The sequence below is a fragment of the Hymenobacter psoromatis genome (assembly GCA_001596155.1).
Lineage (GTDB): Bacteria > Bacteroidota > Bacteroidia > Cytophagales > Hymenobacteraceae > Hymenobacter.
This window is the reverse complement of sequence record CP014771.1, coordinates 2,209,434-2,229,668: the sequence shown is the minus strand read 5'-3', so window position 1 is coordinate 2,229,668 and position 20,235 is coordinate 2,209,434. Positions and strand designations below refer to the sequence as shown.

The 20,235-nt window shown below is 61.9% G+C and carries 18 protein-coding genes; 10 read left to right on the top strand and 8 right to left on the bottom strand.

The features are described 5' to 3' along the window. Window positions 1–34 precede the first annotated feature (34 nt). The 9 genes from A0257_09465 (at window position 35) to A0257_09425 (ending at window position 8,716) form a co-directional block, all read left to right on the top strand. Window positions 35–838, top strand: a complete 804-nt coding sequence (locus tag A0257_09465; protein AMR27301.1) for a methylglutaconyl-CoA hydratase — start codon at window positions 35–37, stop codon at window positions 836–838. 48 nt (window positions 839–886) lie between these two features. Beyond that, a complete protein-coding gene (locus tag A0257_09460; protein AMR27300.1) occupies window positions 887–1,363 on the top strand; it encodes a fatty acid hydroxylase in 477 nt (158 codons plus the stop codon). A 103-nt stretch (window positions 1,364–1,466) separates the two neighbouring features. Then, entirely contained in the window at window positions 1,467–1,664 is a 198-nt protein-coding gene (locus A0257_09455; protein AMR27299.1) for a hypothetical protein, read from the top strand. Window positions 1,665–2,441: 777 nt separating this feature from the next. Beyond that, on the top strand, window positions 2,442–3,320 hold the full coding sequence (locus tag A0257_09450) for a hypothetical protein (protein ID AMR27298.1): 879 nt from the start codon (window positions 2,442–2,444) through the stop codon (window positions 3,318–3,320). 165 nt (window positions 3,321–3,485) lie between these two features. Beyond that, entirely contained in the window at window positions 3,486–4,040 is a 555-nt protein-coding gene (locus A0257_09445; GenBank protein ID AMR27297.1) for an RNA polymerase subunit sigma, read from the top strand. 648 nt (window positions 4,041–4,688) lie between these two features. Next, window positions 4,689–6,161 carry a phytoene dehydrogenase gene (locus A0257_09440; GenBank protein AMR29701.1) on the top strand — a complete coding sequence of 491 codons (1,473 nt, stop codon included), beginning with the start codon at window positions 4,689–4,691 and terminating at the stop codon, window positions 6,159–6,161. A gap of 149 nt (window positions 6,162–6,310) precedes the next feature. Continuing rightward, window positions 6,311–7,153, top strand: a complete 843-nt coding sequence (locus A0257_09435; protein AMR27296.1) for a phytoene synthase — start codon at window positions 6,311–6,313, stop codon at window positions 7,151–7,153. A 168-nt stretch (window positions 7,154–7,321) separates the two neighbouring features. Continuing rightward, window positions 7,322–7,789 (top strand): hypothetical protein, encoded by a 468-nt coding sequence (locus tag A0257_09430; protein AMR27295.1) that lies wholly within the window; start codon window positions 7,322–7,324, stop codon window positions 7,787–7,789. An 84-nt stretch (window positions 7,790–7,873) separates the two neighbouring features. After that, a complete protein-coding gene (locus tag A0257_09425; GenBank protein ID AMR29700.1) occupies window positions 7,874–8,716 on the top strand; it encodes a 4-hydroxy-3-methylbut-2-enyl diphosphate reductase in 843 nt (280 codons plus the stop codon). A gap of 117 nt (window positions 8,717–8,833) precedes the next feature. Here the strand turns inward: A0257_09425 and A0257_09420 are convergent, their stop codons facing one another. Then, complete coding sequence (locus A0257_09420) at window positions 8,834–10,690, bottom strand: beta-glucuronidase (GenBank protein ID AMR29699.1); 1,857 nt, start codon at window positions 10,688–10,690, stop codon at window positions 8,834–8,836. A 245-nt stretch (window positions 10,691–10,935) separates the two neighbouring features. On the opposite strand from A0257_09420, the gene A0257_09415 reads away from it, so the two are divergent. Further along, complete coding sequence (locus A0257_09415; GenBank protein AMR29698.1) at window positions 10,936–11,577, top strand: fatty acid desaturase; 642 nt, start codon at window positions 10,936–10,938, stop codon at window positions 11,575–11,577. A 60-nt stretch (window positions 11,578–11,637) separates the two neighbouring features. Here A0257_09415 and A0257_09410 read toward each other — a convergent pair whose 3' ends face one another. The 7 genes from A0257_09410 to A0257_09380 form a co-directional block, all read right to left on the bottom strand. Then, window positions 11,638–12,621: a 23S rRNA (adenine(1618)-N(6))-methyltransferase gene (locus tag A0257_09410; GenBank protein AMR27294.1), complete on the bottom strand. Its 984-nt coding sequence runs from the start codon at window positions 12,619–12,621 to the stop codon at window positions 11,638–11,640. A 135-nt stretch (window positions 12,622–12,756) separates the two neighbouring features. After that, window positions 12,757–13,074: a hypothetical protein gene (locus A0257_09405; GenBank protein AMR29697.1), complete on the bottom strand. Its 318-nt coding sequence runs from the start codon at window positions 13,072–13,074 to the stop codon at window positions 12,757–12,759. 214 nt (window positions 13,075–13,288) lie between these two features. Further along, window positions 13,289–15,628: a hypothetical protein gene (locus A0257_09400; protein ID AMR27293.1), complete on the bottom strand. Its 2,340-nt coding sequence runs from the start codon at window positions 15,626–15,628 to the stop codon at window positions 13,289–13,291. Window positions 15,629–15,706: 78 nt separating this feature from the next. Beyond that, the gene (locus A0257_09395; GenBank protein AMR27292.1) at window positions 15,707–16,174 is read right to left on the bottom strand and encodes a hypothetical protein; all 468 of its coding nucleotides are present in this window, start codon (window positions 16,172–16,174) and stop codon (window positions 15,707–15,709) included. 220 nt (window positions 16,175–16,394) lie between these two features. Continuing rightward, entirely contained in the window at window positions 16,395–17,699 is a 1,305-nt protein-coding gene (locus tag A0257_09390; GenBank protein AMR27291.1) for a histidine kinase, read from the bottom strand. 219 nt (window positions 17,700–17,918) lie between these two features. Next, window positions 17,919–19,289 carry a sigma-54-dependent Fis family transcriptional regulator gene (locus A0257_09385; protein AMR29696.1) on the bottom strand — a complete coding sequence of 457 codons (1,371 nt, stop codon included), beginning with the start codon at window positions 19,287–19,289 and terminating at the stop codon, window positions 17,919–17,921. A gap of 232 nt (window positions 19,290–19,521) precedes the next feature. Further along, window positions 19,522–20,220 carry a hypothetical protein gene (locus A0257_09380; protein ID AMR27290.1) on the bottom strand — a complete coding sequence of 233 codons (699 nt, stop codon included), beginning with the start codon at window positions 20,218–20,220 and terminating at the stop codon, window positions 19,522–19,524. Window positions 20,221–20,235: the final 15 nt, after the last annotated feature.

Genomic DNA, 20,235 nt, shown 5'->3' with positions numbered 1-20,235 from the left:
CCCCCGCCGCCGTTTTTAGCGTAGCTTATCTATTATGACTGACCTCTCGCCCGAACTCGATACGCTGCGCTTTCTGCAATACGAAGTGCAGGACCGCCTCGCCTATATCACGCTCAATCGCCCCGCTAAGCGCAACGCGCTTAGTGCCAATGTAGTAACGGAATTGAAGCAGTCCTTCGAGCAGGCTGAAACCGACGATAAGGTAAAAGTTATCATCCTGCGCGCTGCCGGCGAGGTGTTCTGCGCCGGGGCCGACCTCAAGTATCTGCAAGAGCTGCAAGACAATACGTACCAGGAAAACCTGGCCGACAGCACGCACCTCATGCAGCTCTTTCACCAGATTTATACGCTTAAAAAGCTGGTAATTGGGCAGGTGCAGGGCCACGCGCTGGCCGGCGGCTGCGGCCTGGCCACGCTCTGCGACATCACCTTTGCCGTGCCCGAGGCCAAATTTGGCTACACTGAAGTCAAGATTGGCTTCCTGCCCGCCGTGGTCAGCGTGTTCCTGGTGCGCCGCATCGGCGAGGCCCGCACCAAGCAGCTGCTGCTGAGCGGCGACACCATCACGGCTCAGCAAGCTCTTGACTATGGGCTCATTACGTTTATTGCTGAGCCCGACCAACTGGCCGACACCGTGCGCGACTACGCCCTACGCCTGGCCCGCGAAAACTCGGGCCACAGCATCGAAATCACCAAAGAAATCCTGGCGCGCCTGCCCGAGCTGGCCCTCGAAGACGGCCTGCGCTATGCCGCCGAGCGCAACGCCGCCGCCCGCGCCTCCGACGACTGCCGCCGCGGCATTGCCGCGTTTTTGAACAAAGAAAAGCTGGATTGGTAATCCTTCAAATACTGTCATTGCGAGTGCAATGACAGTTGTTTTCTTGCTATGAATCCTATTACCGCCATTTCTGTCACCCTCGCCACCTTCGCCTTCATGGAATTTTGGGCGTGGTTCATGCACAAATTTGTGCAGCATGGGCCGCTGTGGGTGCTGCACCGCTCGCACCACGTGCGGCCCAGCCCTCGCCCGTTTGAGCGAAACGACTGGTTCTTTGTGATTTATGGGGCTATTTCGGCAGTGTTGTTCGTCACCGGCGACGATGGGCAGCGGTGGTGGTTCTGGGTGGGGGTAGGGATTGCCGCCTACGGCACGGTGTATTTTTTCGTGCACGACGGCCTCATTCACGGTCGCCTGCCATTCTGGAAAAAGACCGATAGCGTGTATCTGCGCGCCCTCAACATGGCCCACAAAATGCACCACAAAACCCAGGGCCGCGACCACTCGCAGGAATTTGGCCTGCTCTGGGTGTCGCCCAAATACCTGCGGCTGGCCCGCCAGCAAGCCGTCCGCAAAGGTTCCTAGAGCGTGAGGACAATTATCGAAGCCAATCTATGGCTGCTGCCATATGCCAAAAAGCCAGAAACGAAACAACGGTTTTTTCATAGCGCGTTGCCAGTCGTCGGTATTGCTTGAGGCGACCGAAAAACCGCTCTATTTTGTTGCGGTCGCGGTAGGTTTCTTCGTCTATCGAGGCTGGCTCCAGTCGGTTGGGACGGTTCGGAATGACCGCCTCGATGCCCTGTTGGGCGCAATAAGCGCGGGTTTCATCGCTATCATAAGCCGTGTCAGCCAGTACTTTACCCGGTGCCAAGTCCGCCAGTAGTGGCAGGGCCTGCGGGCTATCACCGGCCTGGCCTTCAGTGGCTATCAGGCGCACGGCGTTGCCTAAGGCGTCGACGCAGCCGTGGATTTTGGTGCCGATGCCGCCCCGGCTGCGGCCCAGGCACTCGGTAACGGGGTCGCTTTTTTTTGGCCAGCCGAATGCTGGTGGGCCCGCACGACTGTCGAATCGAGCATGACCCAGTCCAAATCCGGCGTTTTGACGGCCTCAAATAAGCGGAGCCAGACCCCTTTTTGGGCTAATCGGCGAAAGCGTTTGCAAACGGAATTGGTCTTGCCAAAGCGTTCAGGCAAGTCGGCCCACGGACAGCCGGTACGCGCAATCCAGAGTACAGCGTTGAAAAACAAGCGATTATCTGTAGCCGTCACGCCACAATCGGTGGCTTTGCCGGAAAGGTGAGGGGCGACCAAGGCCCAAGTGGCATCGGAAACTTCGTGACGGCGCATAAATCAGAAATTAACAACAAAGATATATTAACCGGCGTTATTGTCCTCACGCCCTAGTTCCTGATTTGAAAGACAACCAGGAACTACGAACCAGGAATCAAGAATTAAGAACCAGAAGCGCCTGGCAAACTATTTGAAGGGTTTTTGAATTAACTCACCAGCGAACGCAGCGCTGATACTGAGCAGGTTATAACTTATTCCAGTATATGCTTCCCGCCGCTGGCCCCTGGCCGGGGCGGGAATTTCAGCTATTCTTCCAAAAAATAAACTTGTGGCGCATTATTCTATCAGCGATTTAGAACAGCTCTCCGGTGTGAAGGCCCATACCATTCGCATCTGGGAGCAGCGCTACAACTTGCTGAAACCCAGTAGAACTGCCACCAACATCCGCACCTACGGGGAAGCGGACCTGCGGCGCCTGCTCAACGTGGCCACGCTGTGCGGCCGCGGCCAGCGCATCTCGCAGGTGGTGCGCCTGAGCGAAGCAGAGTGCCAGGCCGCCGCCCTGGCCCTGTGCAACGAGGTGCAGCCCACCGACGGCCCGCGCCTCAACGCGCTGCTCACGGCGGCCCTCGACCTCGACGAGCCCGCCCTGCATCGGCACTTCGACGAGGCCATTGGCGAGCTGGGCACCGAGGAAACGCTCCTGCGCCTGGGCTACCCCCTGCTCCAGCGCCTGAGCGTGTCGTGGAAGGCGGGCTCGCTCAGCGTGGCGCAGGAGCGCCTCGTGGCCCAGCTGCTGCGCCAGGAGCTAATGGCCTCGGCCGACGCCCTACCCCTCATTCCGCTGGCCCAGGCCGATGCGCCGCGCTGGCTGCTGTTCCTGCCCGAGGGCGAGTGGCACGAGCTGGCGCTGCTGTTTATGAACTACGCCCTGCGGGCGCGCGGCTGCCAGGTGCTGTACCTGGGGCCCAACCTGCCGCTGGTGGATGTGGTGGCCGCCGCGCGCACGTTTCGGCCCGCCGCGCTGGCCACGGTGCTCACCACTGCCCCGGCCCGCAGCCAAGTGAAGAGCTACGCCGCCGAGCTGCGCGCTCAGTGCCCCGAGGCCAGCATTATGCTGTTTGGAACGCTGGCCGTGCAAACCGCCGGGCTGCCCGAAGGCTGCCTGCCACTGGCGTGCCTGCACGAATTTCGTGATTTGATTCCGTTTGTGAATCAGCATGTTGGGGAAGAAGTAGCAGAGAAATAAGGTAGAAAATGCGTCTCTAAAAAAAGCATTTGCGTAAGTAGGAGCGCCCGTCTGGCCAACTAATGTAGGTACTCGAAATAGTTGAAAAAATAGCCGGCCGGGTACTATAATTTCCCACTTGTGGATTATCTTTGTTTAAGATTCTGCTACGAACCCTTCTACAATATGACTTCTCTGGAATTCACCTCCCAAGTGCAGAAAATATCTTCCGCGCTCCGCCCGGTAGCCATGAACCTCACCCGCGACGCGGATGACGCGAAGGACCTGGTGCAGGAAACGCTGCTGAAGGCGCTGCTCAACAAGGACAAGTTTAAAGCGGGTACCAACTTGAAGGCGTGGTTGTACACCATCATGCGCAACACCTTCATCAACAACTATAACAAGATAACCAAACGTAGTTCCAACATCGATTCGACGGAGTATTTTCAGTATTTCAACACCGACGAGAACTACATCACGCACAACGGCGCGACCACCGATTTCGTGGTGCGCGACATCAACGAGGCTATTGCCAGCCTGGGCACCGACTACCGCACGCCCTTCATGATGTACTATATCGGCTACAAATACCTCGAAATCGCCGAGAAGCTGCAAATCCCGATTGGCACCGTGAAAAATCGCATTCACATCGCCCGCAAAGACCTCAAGGCCGCCCTGAAAGTGTACGCGCCTGCCGGGCCGGAGCGCGTCAGCACTGAATTAGAAGTGGTTGAGGAATAGGCTTTTCACCTCGTAACAACTTAAACGCCCGTCGTTTCCATAATTGGAAGCGGCGGGCGTTTTTCGTATTACGTCGTAGGAGGTAGCGCCAACTTTCCAGTTCGTGTGCGAGCGCAGCGAGCATCGTCGTTCGCGCCGTGCACCGGCCGGATGCCCTGGGCCAGCAAGTAGTCACGCATCAACTCGCTAACGCCCTCGCCGCGACGGCGACCAGCGGGCGTAGGCCAGCGGTTCTGTCCAGCGGGCCAGCGCGGCGGGGGTAGGGGCGAGGCCAGGCCCGTGCCCAGCGTCGCGCGCCACAAGAATATTCGTCGGTTCATAACTCAGAAAAGGGCGGGTGGTAGCGTAGGGAGCGGCCTAATGGCCTACCCCCCACGACTACGCCAAAGGTGCGGCCTTGCCCCGAGCTGCGGCAACCTTACTTTTCCCTTTGTGGGACTTCAATCAATTTTAATTTTTGTAAATAAAAAACTGATTATCAATAAATTGCACGAATAAAAAAGGAGTTTAGAAAATCTGTTTCCCTACCCCCTGGCCTGGCGAAAATGACGCCCGGCGCGGGCCGGCAGCCAAAACAAAGTGCGGCGTCGGATTGTAGCTTGCGGCCCGTTATTCAGTTTGCTTCGTCCGTTGGCTTCTCCTCCCCGCATTCCTACCGCCGTTGTTATTGGTGCCGGCTTCGCTGGCCTCTCGGCCGCTACCACGCTGGCCCAGGCCGGCTGGCACGTAACGTTGCTGGAAAAGAACAGCGGCCCCGGCGGCCGGGCGCGGGTGTTTGAGGCCCAGGGCTTTACCTTCGACATGGGCCCGAGTTGGTACTGGATGCCGGGGGTGTTTGAGCAATACTTCGAAAAATTCGGCAAAAAAGTGGCCGATTACTACGAATTGGTGCGCCTCGACCCTTCCTACCAGGTCATCTTCGAGGGCGATGACGCGGTGGATATTCCAGCCAGCATGGCCGAGCTGCGGCAGCTGTTCGAAGGCCTGGAGCCCGGCAGCGCGGGGCGGCTCGATGCCTTTCTGGCGCAGGCCAAGTACAAGTACGAGGTTGGCATCAACAAATTCGTGCATTTGCCCAGCCGCTCAGTTACCGAGTTTATCGATTGGGAAATCATCAGCGGAGCCGTGCGCCTCGACCTGCTGCAAAGCATGGCCAAGCACGCCCGTAAGTTTTTCAGCCATCCCAAGCTGCTGAAGCTCATCGAGTTTCCGGTGTTGTTTCTGGGCGCTACCCCGGAGAACACGCCTGCCCTCTACTCGCTCATGAACTACGCCGACCTGGCCCTCGGCACCTGGTATCCCAAGGGTGGCATGCACCAGATAGTGCGCGGCATGGTCGCCCTGGCCCAGGAGCAGGGAGTAGGGATAGAATATGACCAGGAAGTGCGCGAAATCGTGGTCGAGAACGGCCACGCCACCGGCGTGCGCACCGCCACCGGCTTCTGGCCTGCTGATGCCGTAGTGGCCGGAGCCGACTACCATCACATTGAGCAGCAAGTGCTTGCACCGGAGTATCGGCACTATTCGCCCGCCTATTGGGACTCGCGCACGATGGCCCCGTCGTCGCTGCTGTTCTACCTGGGTGTGAACCGCAAGCTGGACCGGCTACGGCACCACAACCTGTTTTTTGACGAGGATTTCAGCCAGCACGCGCACGAGATTTACGAAGCGCCGCAGTGGCCCAGCCGGCCGCTATTCTACGCCTCGGTTCCCAGCAAAACTGACCCCACAGTGGCCCCCGAAGGCCAGGAAAACCTGTTTTTGCTCGTGCCCGTCGCCCCCGACCTCGACGACCCCGAGGCCACTCGCGAAAAGTATTACAACCTATTAATGAACCGGCTTGAAAAGCATTGCGGCCATTCCATTCGGGAGCACGTTATTTATAAGCGCAGCTATGCCCACCGCGATTTCGTGGTCGACTATCACTCTTTCAAAGGCAACGCCTACGGCCTGGCGAATACCCTTAAACAGACCGCCATTCTCAAACCTGCGTTAAAGAGTAAAAAGGTTGATAATTTGTATTTTACGGGTCAGCTTACCGTGCCGGGGCCAGGCGTGCCGCCCTCGCTCATCTCGGGCCAGGTAGTGGCGGGCGAAGTTTTGAAGGAAATTAAAAAGTAAGTGCCAGTTGTCCTTGCGAGCGCAACGCAGTGGAGCGCGGCAATCTTTCCTTGCCGTCCGTATCATTGGATTAGTAACCCTCGCGTGAAGGAAAGATTGCCGCGCTCCACTGCGTTGCGCTCGCAATGACAGCCGATTCTACTGACTAAATGGACCAAATAGCCCTTTTTACCGACACCAGCCTGGCGTGCGCGCAGCTCATCACGCGGCGCTACAGCACGTCGTTTTCGCTGGGCATCCGCACGCTGGATAAGGCGTTGCACCGGGCCATTTATGCGGTGTATGGCTTCGTGCGCTGGGCCGATGAAATCGTGGATACCTTTCACAGCCAAGACAAAGCGGCGCTGCTGGCCGAGTTTGAGCGCGATACTTACGCGGCCATCGCGGCGGGCTTTAGTCTGAACCCGGTGCTGCACGCCTTCCAATGGGCAGTGAATACGTATCAAATTGACCACGAATTTATTGATGCTTTTTTGCGGAGCATGGAAATGGATTTGGAGGATAAAAATTACCGCCAGGAGCTGTACGAGCAGTACATCTATGGCTCGGCCGAAGTGGTAGGGCTGATGTGCTTGCGCGTGTTTTGCCAGGGCCAGCCGGCGGAGTTTGAGCGCCTGAAAGCGCCGGCCCGGCGGCTGGGCGCGGCTTTCCAAAAGGTAAATTTCCTGCGCGATATTCGCTCCGACTACGAGGAGCGGGGTAGGGTTTATTTTCCCGGCCTGCGCTACGAGCAGTTTGACGACGCGGCCAAGCAGGCGGTGGAAGCCGACATTCGGGCCGATTTTGAGGCCGCCTACGAGGGCATCCGGCAGCTGCCGCGGGCGGCGCGGCTGGGCGTGTATCTGGCTTATATCTATTACCTCAAGCTGTTTCACAAGCTGCGGCAGGCACCGGCCCGGCAGGTGCTGGCCGAGCGCGTGCGCCTGCCCGACAACACCAAGCTGCTGCTGCTGGCTGGCTCGTGGCTGCGTTACCGGCTACGGGCGGTATAGGGGGGGGTAGGGCACCAAGCGGGCCAGCCCGGCGTTGGGGTGGGCAGCGCGGCAACCGACGCTGCCCCTAGCTTTGTGCCTATGAAAAGACTGCTTGTTTTTGCCCTGCTGAGCGCGCTGCCTGCGGCTTCTGGGGCGGCGGGCCGCCCTCCACTTCGCATTTCCACTATGTCGCCCTACCAGCCGGCCGCCCTGCGCCGCCACTACGAGCAAGCCGCCGCCGACAAGCAGGCCGGCGAAAAATTCTACAGCCTGCTGCAAGACTATGCCGGTCAGGATGCCCTGGTGCTGGGTTATAAGGCTGCTTCTGAGGCTATTAAGGCCCGCGATGCGTCGATGCTCAACAAGCTTACCTACGTGCAGCAGGCGGCTCGCACCTTCGACCAGGCCGTGGGCCTCGACGGCGACAACGCCGAAATCCGCTTCCTGCGCTTCTCCGTCGAGAGCAACCTACCCCCTTTCCTGGGTCTGAGTAAGCACGTAGATGAGGACAAAGCTTTCTTGCTGAATGCCGCCTTGCAGCACCCCGAATCGGGCATGGATGCCGAGGCCTTTGAAACGGTGCGCGGCTTTTTGGTGGGCCGGGGGCACGTGAGCGACGACGAGGCCCAGCGTTTGGCTCACGTGAAAGGGTAGGCAGATAAGCAGAGTGCAGAATTTGGACCGGAAAGCACAACCTTTCGCTTGGTTCCGGGTTAGATTCGCGATATGCAGTCTGGTTTGCGCCTCAGCGTTCGTATTGACCCTAACTCCGGCTTCTGCTTTGGCGTAATCTACGCCATTCAGATGGCCGAAGACTTGCTCGAAGAGCAGGGGTATTTGTACTGCCTGGGCGATATCGTGCATAACGATGAGGAAGTGCAGCGCCTGGAACACAAGGGCTTACGCATCATCGACCACGAGCAATTTCACGGTCTGCGCGACGAGGCGGTGCTTATTCGGGCGCACGGCGAGCCGCCCAGCACCTACCAGCGGGCGATGGAAAACAACCTGACCCTCATCGATGCCAGCTGCCCGGTGGTGCTCAAGCTCCAGAACCGCATTAAAACCAGCTTCGACCGCCGCGAAAAAATCTACATCTACGGCAAGCACGGCCACGCCGAAGTGCTCGGCCTGCTGGGCCAGACGGGCGGCGAAGCCGTGGTATTTGAAAGCCTCGATGAGCTGCTGCGCCACGAGCTGCCCGCAAACATCACGCTTTACAGCCAGACGACCAAGAGCACGGATTCCTTCTATCGTATTAAGAATGAGCTGATTGCGCGCGGCTATAATATCAACGCCAACGATACTATCTGCCGGCAGGTGAGCAACCGCGACGAGGCCCTGCGGCGCTTCGCGGCGCAGTTCGACCAGGTGGTGTTCGTGTCGGGCACCAAAAGCTCCAATGGCAAGGTGCTCTACCAAGTGTGCAAGGACACCAATGAGCGCACGCATTTCGTGTCCAATACCGAGCAGCTGTGCCCCTCGTGGTTTGCGCCCGGCCAGTCGGTGGGCATCTGCGGGGCCACCAGCACGCCCATGTGGCTGATGGAGCAGGTACGCGACGCGTTGGAGCGGTTTTGAGGGGGTAGGACGGTGGTACCTTAACCCAGCCCAGGCGTTTTTAGCCCGCGGAGGACGCGGAAGTTTGCGCAAAAGACGCAGAAGCGAACGGCTCCCGATAAAAGGTTAAGTGGCTACTTACTTGCTTTCGTATTTGGCGGCCTGCTGGCGGTAGTATTCCTGCAACACGAAAAAGGCTTTTTTCTTCTGGCCGGTGTTGGAAATCAAGCCCTTGCGGTTGAAGCCGTTCTGGTACACCGGGTGCTGGCGGCGGGTGGCGCGGAAGTCGGCCAGTATCCAGGGCGTCATGCCGCGCAGGCCCGAAATGCCGCTCAGCATCTGGAACTGGTTTTGGTAGAGGGCGGCCTGGTATTCCTCGGTCCAGCGGGTGTGGGCGTCGCCGTGGTAGCCGCCCAGCGCGCTACCCCCCATCTCGCTGATGATGACGGGCTTATGGTATTTGATATCAAAGCGAAACTTCGTAATATCATCGAGCGAACCCATGTACCAGCCGGCGTACTCGTTGAAGCTCGTTAGGTCGAGGTATTCGCCCAGCGGGTCGTCCACGCGCAGCACGGTGCCCTCCTGATGCAGTTCCAGGGCGGCGGCCAGCAGGCGGGTATCGTCCAGGGAGCGCGCTTTTTTGACCAGGCTGGTCATGAATTTCAGGCGCGGCTCGCTCAGCGGCGTCTCGTTGCCCACCGACCAGATGATGATGCTGGCGCGGTTTTTTCCGATGCTGATGAGGTCCGTGAGCTGGGTTTCGGCGTTTTGATAGGTGGCGGGGTTTTCCCAGGCAATGGTCCAGTACACCGGCACCTCGGCCCACACGAGCAGGCCCATCTCGTCGGCCAGGCGCAGCATCAGCTCGTTGTGGGGGTAGTGAGCCAGGCGCACGTAATTGCAGCCCAGCTCTTTAGCCCAGGTGAGCAACATGCGCAGGTCGCCCTCGCTGCGCGCCCGGCCCGGTATCAGCGGGTTTTCATCATGAATGGAAATGCCGCGCAAAAACGTCGATTTGCCGTTCAGCAAAATGTCCTGGCCCCGCGTCTGAATAGTGCGGAAACCAATTTTATCCTGCACTACGTCGCCGCCGCTGCTCAGGCTTACAGCGTAGCGCTTAGGGCTTTGCGGCGACCACAGTTGCAGCTTCTTGGCCGAAAACCGGAAGGTGGCGCGGCCGGCGGTATCGGTCGTCAGCGTCTGCCGGATGCCGGCTTCCGCGATGCTCAGCGTCACGGTTTGGCCGGCCCTACCCCCCCCGCTCAGCTGCACGTAGCCGGCCAGCGTGGTTGGCGCGTCTTTGGCCAGTTGCACCTCGTAGTCTTTGATGAAGGTGCCGGGCGTTTCGGCCACGTACACGTCGCGGGTGAGGCCGCCGTAGTTCCACCAATCGGTGTTGAGGGTGGGCACGGCGTCGGCGTGGCGGGTGTTGTCGGCCTTCACCACCACGAAATTATCGCCGCTGGCGCTCAGTCGGTCGGTAATTTCATACTGAATGGGCGTGAAGCCGCCGCGGTGCATGCCCAGCTTTTTGCCGTTGAGGTACACGTGCGCCTCGTAGTTCACGGCCCCAAAATACAGAAAATACCGCTTGCCCGGCTGGGGTTTCAGCGTAAAATTCTTCTTGTACCAAATGGTGCCTTCGTAATACAAAAGCTTGTCATCCTGCGAGTTCCAATCGGCCGGCACTTGCAGCGTGGCCGACTTATCGAAGTTATACTCAATCAATTCCGACTCCTGCGCGCTGCTGGCTTTCTGGTTGTCATAATAGCCACCCTTGCCTGATTTTGACTCGTCGAAGGGCTCTCGCCGGTAGTTGTAGAAGCCGTTTTCGTAGGGGTCGATGATGTAGTTCCAGCTGCCGTTGAGGCTGAGCACGCGGCGCGCGGCGGCGTTTTGAATCAGCCCCGACTGGGCACGGGCGGGGCCAGCCAGCAGGCCAAAAGCAAAGAGCAGCACCGAGAGCAAGCGGGCCGGGGGGGGTAGGGACATGGGCAGGTGGGAAAAGGACAAGCGCGGGGCAAACGTAGTAGCCAGGCGGGAAGCGGCAAGATTTCGAGCAAACTTCTGCATCTTTCAGCCGACAAATTAGTTTGTGAAGTGTTATTTGCCTAGTCCCCACCTGGGGTGCCCCGTTGCCCATGCTCAGCCAGTCCGCCCAACTTATTGCCCCGCTGCCCGCCCGCGTGGCGCCCGCGCCACTGGCCGGCAAGGGGGTAGTGTCGGCGGCGCTCATTATGCTGAGCTGGGCCGGGCTGCTGGCGTTTCTGCTGGCCGGCTACCGGCCCGATTGGCACTCGCCCGCGCCCTACCTGCTGGCGCTGGTGCAAACGCACTTATACACTGGTATTTACATCACGGCGCACGATGCCATGCACGGCGTGGTGAGCCCCAATAAGCGCCTGAATAATGCCATCGGTACGGTGTGCGCGCTGCTGTTTGCCTACAACTGGTTTCCAAACCAGCTGCCCAAGCACCACGACCACCACCGCCACGTGGGCACCGAGGCCGACCCCGATTTTCACCCCACTGACCACCCCGGCTTCCTGCCCTGGCTGCTACGCTTCGCCTGGAACTACGTGACCTGGTGGCAGGTGCTGGCGATGGCCGCCACGTATAACGTGCTGAAAATCTGGTTTCCGCAGGCCAATGTCATCGCCTTCTGGATGGTGCCGGCCATCCTGGCCACGCTGCAATTATTCTTTTTCGGCACCTACCTGCCGCACCGCGGCGAACACGAAGCAGACAACAAGCACAAGTCGCGCAGCCAGCTGCGGCACCACGTCTGGGCCTTCGCGAGCTGCTACTTTTTCGGCTACCACTACGAGCACCACGACCAGCCCTACCTACCCTGGTGGCGCCTGTGGCGGACTAAGTGAGTTGAGAGTTAAGAGTTAAAAGTGAAGAGCTAAAATCAGTTCAGACTGTATTTTAACTCTTCACTTTAAACTCTTAACTGATTCCCAGCGCGTGGCGCGCCAGGTCGCCTGCTCCTCTTCGGTTAGAAAAGTCCAGGCTACGAAGCGACTTTTCTTCTGGCCTTGCGCCATTTCAATGGTGCGCACCTCCACCGCTTCGGCTTGCTTGAGGAAGTACTGTATGCTGAGCAGCGTCGTTTTTTTGGAGATGAGGGTAGTAAACCAGTAGCAGCTGCGGGCGAACTGCCGGCTTTCGGCCACGAGCCGGCGCACGAATTCTTCCTCGCCGCCGGGCGACCATAGCTCATTGGCCTGGCCCCCAAAGTTGCGCACGGGGGCAGCGCGCCGGGCGTGGCCCAGGTTAGCCACTTTGCGCTGGGTGCTGGCCGCCGCCTCGGCCGCTGAGGCGTGGAAGGGCGGGTTGCAGATGGTGGCGTCGAACACCTCGCCGGGGTTGATAATGCCTTTCAGCACGTGCGCCGGGTCGGGTTGCAAGCGGCAGTCGATGGTACCGGCCAGCTCGGGATTGGCGGCCACGATATTTTTGGCGGCGCGCAGGGCCACGGCGTCGGTATCGGTCCCCACGAAGCGCCAGCCGTATTCACGGTGCCCGATGATGGGGTAAATGCAGTTGGCACCCACGCCAATATCGAGCAGCCGCACCGCCCTACCCCCCGGAATAATCCCGAGGTTGCTAGTAGCCAGTAAATCAGCTAGATAATGCACGTAATCGGCCCGGCCCGGAATGGGCGGGCACAGGTAGTCGGCCGGAATATCCCAGTGCGCCACGCCATAAAAGTGCCGCAGCAGCGCTTGGTTCAGCGCCTTCACGGCGGCCGGGGCGGCAAAGTCGATGGAGGCTTCCCCAAACTCATTATCCCGCACAAAGGCGGCCAGCGTGGGGCTGCTGCGCACAAGCTGAGCAAAATCGTAGCGGTCGCGGTGGCGGCTGCGCGGGTGCAGCTGGTCTTTGCCGGCGGGCAGGGGGGTAGGCGGGTTTTTCATCATTCAAAAAAGACCACGGATTACACGGATTTTAAACGGATTTCACGGATTTTGTGGACGATTTACGTAGGCTCTGCGAGTATTAATCGTCCACAAAATCCGTGAAATCCGTTTAAAATCCGCGTAATCCGTGATTTAGTGGGTAGCGGTTGTTTTCTTGCAGCAGTCGGGCAGGCGGTCGTAGGCGCGGGCGTCGGCGGTGAGCTGGTCGGCGTCGTAGCCGGTTTTCTGCACGGCGGCGCGCAGGGCGTCGGGCGTGGTTTTGGCCGGGTTGTAGGTGACGGTCAGTACTTTGCTGGGCACGTCGAGGTTGGCGGCCTGCACGCCTTTTTCGTAGGCCAGGCTTTTTTCGAGGCGCGCCTTGCACATATCGCACACGGCTGAGGTCTTGAACTGCACCATCTCGGTGCCTTTTTTAGCGGTTGTGGCGGCCACGGGGGCGGTTTGGGCCAGGGCGGCGGTGCCGGTGCCCAGCAGCGTGAGCAGGGAAAATGCGAGAGCTTTCATGAAATCAAAAAGAAAATAAAGAAGAAATAAGTTGCGAGAGAAGTAGCGCGAACTTTCCAGTTCGTGCGCGAGCGCCAGCGAGCATCCCGCGCCACTTAGCGCGAACGCCTACTTGCGCGGGATGCTCGCTGGCGCTCGCGCACGAACTGGAAAGTTCGCGCTACTCGATGCGGTAGCGCAGGCCGGCGTAGGTCAGGCGGCCGTACACCGGTCCCCACACCATTGCCGCGTCGAAGCCGCTGCTGAAGGGGGTAGCGGCATTTTGGATGGGGTCAGGCTGGCGGAAATTGGTGAGGTTTTCGACGCCCGCATACACCTCCAGGCGCTTGAAGGCGCGGGTAATCTGGGTGTTGACCACGGCATAGCGCGGGGCATAGGCCAGGCCGGCGGTGCCGGTGCCGTGCATATGGCCGCCGCCCGTGCCATCGGCGGGCAGGTGGGCCAGCGGGCGGGTGCCGTACCACTGCACCGTGAGGTCGGCGCGCCACTTATCGAAGGCCGAGGCGTAGCCCAGGTTCAGGAAGGCGCGGTTTTGGGGCGTCAGGGGCTTGGGCAGGAGCTGGCCGGCGTAGGTGCTGCGCACGTCGAGCCACTTGTAGGCGGCCTTCACCTGCAGGCCCTTGAGCGGCTCGGCCTGCACCTCGGCCTGCGCGCTGCGGGCAAAGGAGCGCGCGCCGGGCTCCAGGTTTTCGAGAATGATAAACTGCGGGCTGGTGTACATGTCAGCCACCAGCTGGTTCTTGAATACCGTGTCGTAATAGTCAAGCACCAGCGTGGCCGGCCGGCCCAGCACCTGGACGTAGTGCGTGAGCGAACCGCCTAGGTTCCAGGCCGTTTCGGGGCGCAGGTTGGGGCCGATGTAGAACTCGCGGGCGCTGGCCAGCATGGCCGCGTTGTCGGCAATCGGGTTGGGCACCCGGAAGCCCTTGCCCGCCGACACGCGCAGCGCGGTGGCCGGCGCCACGTCATATTTCAGGTTGAAGCGCGGCGTCACCTGCCAGCCGTAGAGGTTGTGGTAGTCGGTGCGCAGGCCCAGCGCGGCGGTCAGGTTGTGGGCGTTGTTGTAGGTGTATTCGGCAAAGGCACCGGGCACGCGCTCGGTGCGGCGGCGGTTTTCGCGCGCATCCACGATGGCGGGCGTGTCGGTGAGGTACGAGCGGCCGTCGCCGAGGTGCTCGCGGTAGTCATCGTACAAAAAGCTCAGGCCCGTGCGGTAGGTGTGGCGCGTGTCGCCTAGCACGCTCTGAAACAGCAGGGTAGCCTGGCCGGTGTTCTGGTGGCCGTCGTACTGGCGCGGCCCGGTGTCCTGCCGGTATGAATACGTTGAGGTAAAATCATGACTCGTGCCGTTCACCAGCAGGCCCAGGCTCTGAAACGGCCGGCCCGGCCAGGTATATGAGGTGCGCGCCTGGGCCGTGTAGCGGTGGGTGGTCTGGCTGGTGCCGTAGGCCGCGCGGTAGGCGTCGGCCCCGCCCTCCCGAAAGCCCACCTGCCCGCCCTGCCGCGTTTCCCGAATGGCCCCTACCCCCAGCTCGGCCACCAGGCCGGTGCCCGACTTATACTTCACCTTGTCGTAGGCGTTGAGCTGGTTGGTCAGCGGCAGGTCCAGAAAACCGTCGCCGTTGCGGTCCACGCGGTTGCCCAGGTAATCGTTGTGCAGCAGCAGCACGTTGCTCCACTTCTTATTGAAGCGCTGCGAAGCCACCGCGTTCAGGTCAAATTTGCCCAGGTCATTCACGTAGGCATTCAGCAAAAGCTGGTCGGTGAGGTCGGGCTCTTTGAGCTGAATATTGACCTGGCCCGAGATGCCCTCGTAGCCATTCACCACCGAACCCATGCCTTTAATGATGTCGATGCTGCCAATCCACGGCCCCGCCAGGTAGCCCAGCCGGTAGGGAGCCGACAGCCCGCGCAGGGCCGGCTGGTTGTCAATGGTCAGCAGCGAATACGCCCCGTCGAGGCCCAGCAGCTGAATCTGCTTGGCCCCGCTCACGGCATCGGAAGTGCTCACCTCCACGGCGGCGTTGGTTTCGAAGCTCTCGGCCAGGTTGCAGCAGGCCGATTTGGTGAGGTCGTGGGCGCTGATAGTCTGCATGCTGCTCACCGACTTGGCCGAGTAGGCCAGCGCCCGCGCCGTCACGGTCACGTCGCCGAGCGCCGCGCCGCCACGCAGGTTGATGCGCAAATAAGGGGTAGTAGTGGTGGTGGGCACGGCCACCGTGTCGGCGGCGTAGCCCAGCGCGCTCACGATAACGCGGTGGCTGGCCTGCGCCGGAAACGGCAGCACGAACGCGCCGGCCGCGTCGGTGGCGGTGGTGGGGCCGCTGGCCCCGGCCGGCAGCAGCCAGCGCACCACCGCGCCGGGCAGCGGGGCCACGCCGCTGGTTTCGTGCACCTCGCCGCGCACGGCCGCGCCACTTTGGGCGCGGCTCAACAGCGGCAGGCCCAGGCTCAGTAAGAATAAAAAAAGGCGCGGACTATAGCCGCTCGCACGGTTCATATCGTCTGGTAGTTAGCTGTTTCTGAAACACAAAAAACCCGCCTGGCCCCAAGCCAAGTCGGTAGTTGTCAGAAAAAGCTAGACGATAAGCGTGCAGTGACGCGCCAGTAGCACGCGCCCCGCCCGCGCCGCACCGGGCGGCGACGAGTTGGCCGCCGTGCCCACGGCCACACCCACCGCCAGCGGCGCGGCGACGAGCTTGCCCGTCCACAAAGGGATTGGCAGCAAAGCCGGGGGTAGGGCCGGCGACGCAGCAGGCAGCCACTTGGCCAGGCCGGCGTCCGCGCTCTGGGCATTGAGCTTGTGCTGCGAGTGGCTCACGTCGCAGCAGCCGTCGGCGCGGCGCTTGCCGCAAGCCTGGCCCCGCTTGGTGGGCGCATCCGACTGCGGTTGCGCCAGCCCCGGCAGCGACAGCGCCACCGTGCTGCGCCCGCTGATGCGGCAGCGATGCCGCTCGGCCGTGAGGCCCACCGACGTAGCCAGCACCAGCAGCGCCAACAAGGCGCTGAGCAAACGGTGAGGGGTAGGGTAGGGGCGGCGCGACATGGCCGGGTAAAGATACGACTGGCCGGGTAGGGTAGGGGTGCAGACTACCAGTTTCGGAAGTATAGAATTCGGGCCTTGGGCGGTGCCGGGGCGGGCTGCCGGCTTTTTCGCCGGCTGTCCGCTCGTCGTGCGCGCCGTTTGTTCTTACGACGAGCGGACAGCCGGCAAAAAAGCCAGCAGCCCGCCCCAACGCCTCCCCGACGCCTTCCCAACAGCCGCCCTATCCCGCCAGCCGCATGCTAAAAGCCGTGCGGCCGTTCGCCCCCGTTTCGAGCCGGAAGGCGAAGCCGTGCGCCCGCAGAATATCGCGTACCAGCAGTAGGCCGATGCCCTGCCCGTCGCGCTTGGTGCTGAAAAAGGGCGTGAACAGCCGCTGGTTCACTTCGGGCGTGAGCGGCGCGCCGTCGTTCTCCAGAGTGAGAGTAGGGGGCGCGGCCGTGGTGCGCACCCACACGTGGCCGCCGCCCGGCCCGATGGCTTCGAGCGCGTTCTTGGCCACGTTGAGCAGGGCCTGGGTCAGTAGCTGCGAGTCGGCCACGAGGGGTAGGGGGCCGGCGTGGGCCAGCTCCCAGTGCCAGGCCACGCCCTGGGCGGCGCTCTGAGCGGCCAGCAAGTGGCCGAGGTCGCGCAGCAGCTGGTGCAGGTCGAGGGGGTGCGGGGCGGGAGCGGGCAGGCGCACCAGCCGCGCGTAGCCGGCCACGAAGTCGGCGAGCTGCGTATTGCGGGCGATGCTCACGTCGAGGGCCTGCGTGAAGTCGGCTTGGTCGGCCGCCGCCAGCTGCGGCGCGTAGTGCCGGAAGCTGCCTAGCAGCGAGTTCACCGCCCCGATGGAGTTGTTGACCTCGTGGGCCATCAGCCGGATAAGGCGCTCGTAAGCCTGCTTTTCCTCGGCTAATATTTCCTGCGTCAGCTCTTCCAGCACCACGAAGCGCCGCTGAAAGCCCCGGTCGAGGAAGTGCGCCGCCGCCGCCCGGTAGGTGTGGCCGGTAGGCAGGCGTAGCGTGGCGGGCTCGCCGGCCGGCAGCCCGGCCAGCACCGCGCCCCAGGGTGGGGGTAGGGCCGCCACGGCTTGCCCGGCCAGCGCGGCAGCGGGCTGGCCCAGCGCCCGCGCCGCCGCCGCGTTGGCGCTGGTGATATTCCCGTCGAAATCGAACAGCAGCACGCCCGCCGGCGAGGCCCCGATAAGCCGTTCCAGCAGCACGCTCTGCTCGTGCTGGCCAATGCGCTCCTGCCGCAGCGCGTCGAGCATCTGGTTATAAACCCCAATGAGCCGGTCCAGCTCGGGCTGGCCCACGGGGATGAATTTCAGGTTGAAATCCTGCGCCGCCAGCGCCGCCGTGCCCGCCTCGATAAGCCGCGTCGGTCGGGCCAGGTCCTGGTAGAGCCGCCACGTCAGGACGGCGCTGATGAGGATAGTAGCCTCACAGGTAATGAATAAGGTCGGGTTGGTTAGGCGCACCTGCGCCGCCAGCGCCACCAGCACGGCGTAGAGGGGTAGGAGGAAAAGCGCTAGGCGCAGGCGCATTTTGTGAGGTAGTAAAGTTCGGGCAGTCGCCCTCCGCGGGTTACCTCACCCCCCGGCCCCCTCTCCCGTGGAGAGGGGGAGCCTGACGATTGAGTTAAAAGAGAAGAGTTAAGAGATGGGGTTGAGTTTTAACTCTCAAATTTTAATTGACTCCGTGTCTCCCCCTCTCCACGGGAGAGGGGGCCGGGGGGTGAGGTGACCCGTGGAGGGCGACCTATTCTACTCATTATAAGGAATCCCGAACTTATCCAGCCTTCGGTAAAGCGCCCCCCGGCTCAGCCCCAGCGCCCGCGCCACCTTACTCAAATTGCCCTGATAATGCGCCACGCTCTGGCGTATCATCTCCTCCTCCAGCGCCTCCAGCGTCATGGAGCCGGGGGCGGGCAGAGGTGAATGAGCGAGTAGGTGAATGGGTGAAGGAAGCGGCTGGGCCTGAAAATCGGCGGGCGTTAGCTCGTCGTGGGGGGTGGTGAGGGCGGCGCGCTCCACCAGGTTTTTCAGTTCGCGGATGTTGCCGGGCAGCGGCTGCGCTTGCAGCCAGTGGGCGGCGGCCGGACTCAGGCGCAGGCCGGGGCGCTGGTAGGTATTTTGCAGCTGCCGCCCGAAGTGCCGGGCCAGGGCCGGAATATCGGTGGCCCGCTCGCGCAGGGGGGGTAGGCGCAGGGTGATGAGGTTGAGGCGGTAGAATAAATCCTCCCGGAAGCGGCCCTGCGCTACCAGCTCGGCCAGGTTTTTATTGGTGGCGGCCACCACGCGCAGGTCCAGGCGGCGCGGGCGCGAGTCGCCGAGCATCTCGTAGGTGCGGTCTTGCAGCACGCGCAGCAACTTGACTTGGCTGGCCAGCTCCAGCTCCCCGATTTCATCCAGAAAAATAGTGCCGCCGTTGGCCAGTTCGAAGCGGCCCACCCGGTCGGCGCGGGCATCGGTGAAAGCCCCGCGCCGGTGCCCAAACAACTCGCTCTCAAACAACGACGACGAGATGCCGCCCAGGTTCACCTTCACGAAGGGGCCGCCGCGCCGGTGGCTGTTCTGGTGCAGGGCCTCGGCAATCAGCTCCTTGCCGGTGCCGCTTTCGCCCTCAATTAAGACCGAGGCATCGGTGGCGGCCACCTGGCCCACCTGCCGCAGCACGGCCAGCAGCTGCGCATCTTCGCCAATAATGTTTTTGAAATCAAACTGCCGGTCCAGCGCTTGCCGGCCGGGCGGGGGGGTAGGGCCAGCCGGCGCGGCCAGCTGCAAAGTGGTGGCAATGGTCTGGAGCAGCGCCTCGTTTTGCCAGGGCTTGGTGACGAACTCGGCCGCGCCCGCCTTCATGCCCGCCACCGCCAGCCCAATACTACCCCAGCCCGTGAGCAAAATAATCGGCAGCGTGGGAGCCAGTTTTTTCAGCTCCGCCAGCAGCGCCAGCCCGTCGGCCCCGCTCGTCTCGGCCGAAAAATTCATATCCAGCAGCACCAAAGCGGGCACCGCCGCCCGCACGGCGGCCAGCGCTTCGGCGGGGCCGGCCACGGCCGCGGGGGCGTAGCCGGCCTGCTTGAGCAGCAGCCGCAGCGAAGTGCGGATGGCGAGGTCGTCGTCAACGATTACTATCTGAACCACGGATTCGGGCGGATTTTTCGGATTAGTCGGATTTTGTGGACGGCGCTTTAGGTTGAACCACGGATTTGACGGATTTTGTAGATGAGCCGCGCTCCTTTTCGAGCGAAGCCGCCCAGGCCCCAGAAGGTAAAAGTGGCCCAGGCGTAGTTCAGGCGCGGCCTAAGCACTCGTCCACAAAATCCGACTAATCCGAAAAATCCGCCCGAATCCGTGGTTCAGATAATTAGTGGCCGCTCACGCTGCCGCCGCTGCTCACGTGCTTGGTTACCTGCGGCGAGCCGCTGTAGCTGACGCTGGCCCCGCTGCTGGCGTCGGCCACGAGGTCGTCTTTCACGGCCACGCGCACCGAGCTGCCGCTGCTGGCCTGGGCGCGGCAGCGGTCGGTTTGCAGGTTTTTGCCGTTGAAAGTGGCCCCGCTGCCCACTTGCAGGTCGAGGCTGGCGGCGTGGCCGCTCAGGGCCACGGTGCTGCCGCTGCTCTCGCGCACGGTGAGGGCGGCGGTGCCCAGCTCGGCCCGCAGCGACGCGCCCGACGAGACGGCCAGCTCAAAGCTCCCGGCCGCGGCGATGTTGCCGCTGCTCTCCACCGACGAGCCGCTGCCCGCCGCCAGGGCCGTGAGCTGGTCGGCGGTGACGGCCACCCGCAGCTGCCGGCTGGAATGGAACATCCCCGACAAACCCGCCCGGTCGTAGCTGATGACGAGCGTGCCGTTGCTCACGGTGGTCGTGATGCGGTCGCGGTCCTCGGTCGAGGAGGCGCTCACCTCCACCCGCTGACTATGGCCGGCCGTGAGTTCGAGCGAAATGCCGCTGCCCACCTTGATGGCGTGGAAGGCGGCCAAGGGGCGCACCTGCGTGTTTTGGGCGAAAGCGGGCACCAGCGCGGCGGCGCTGAGCAGGGCGGTGAGCAGGAGATTTTTCATGCGGTGGATGAGGGA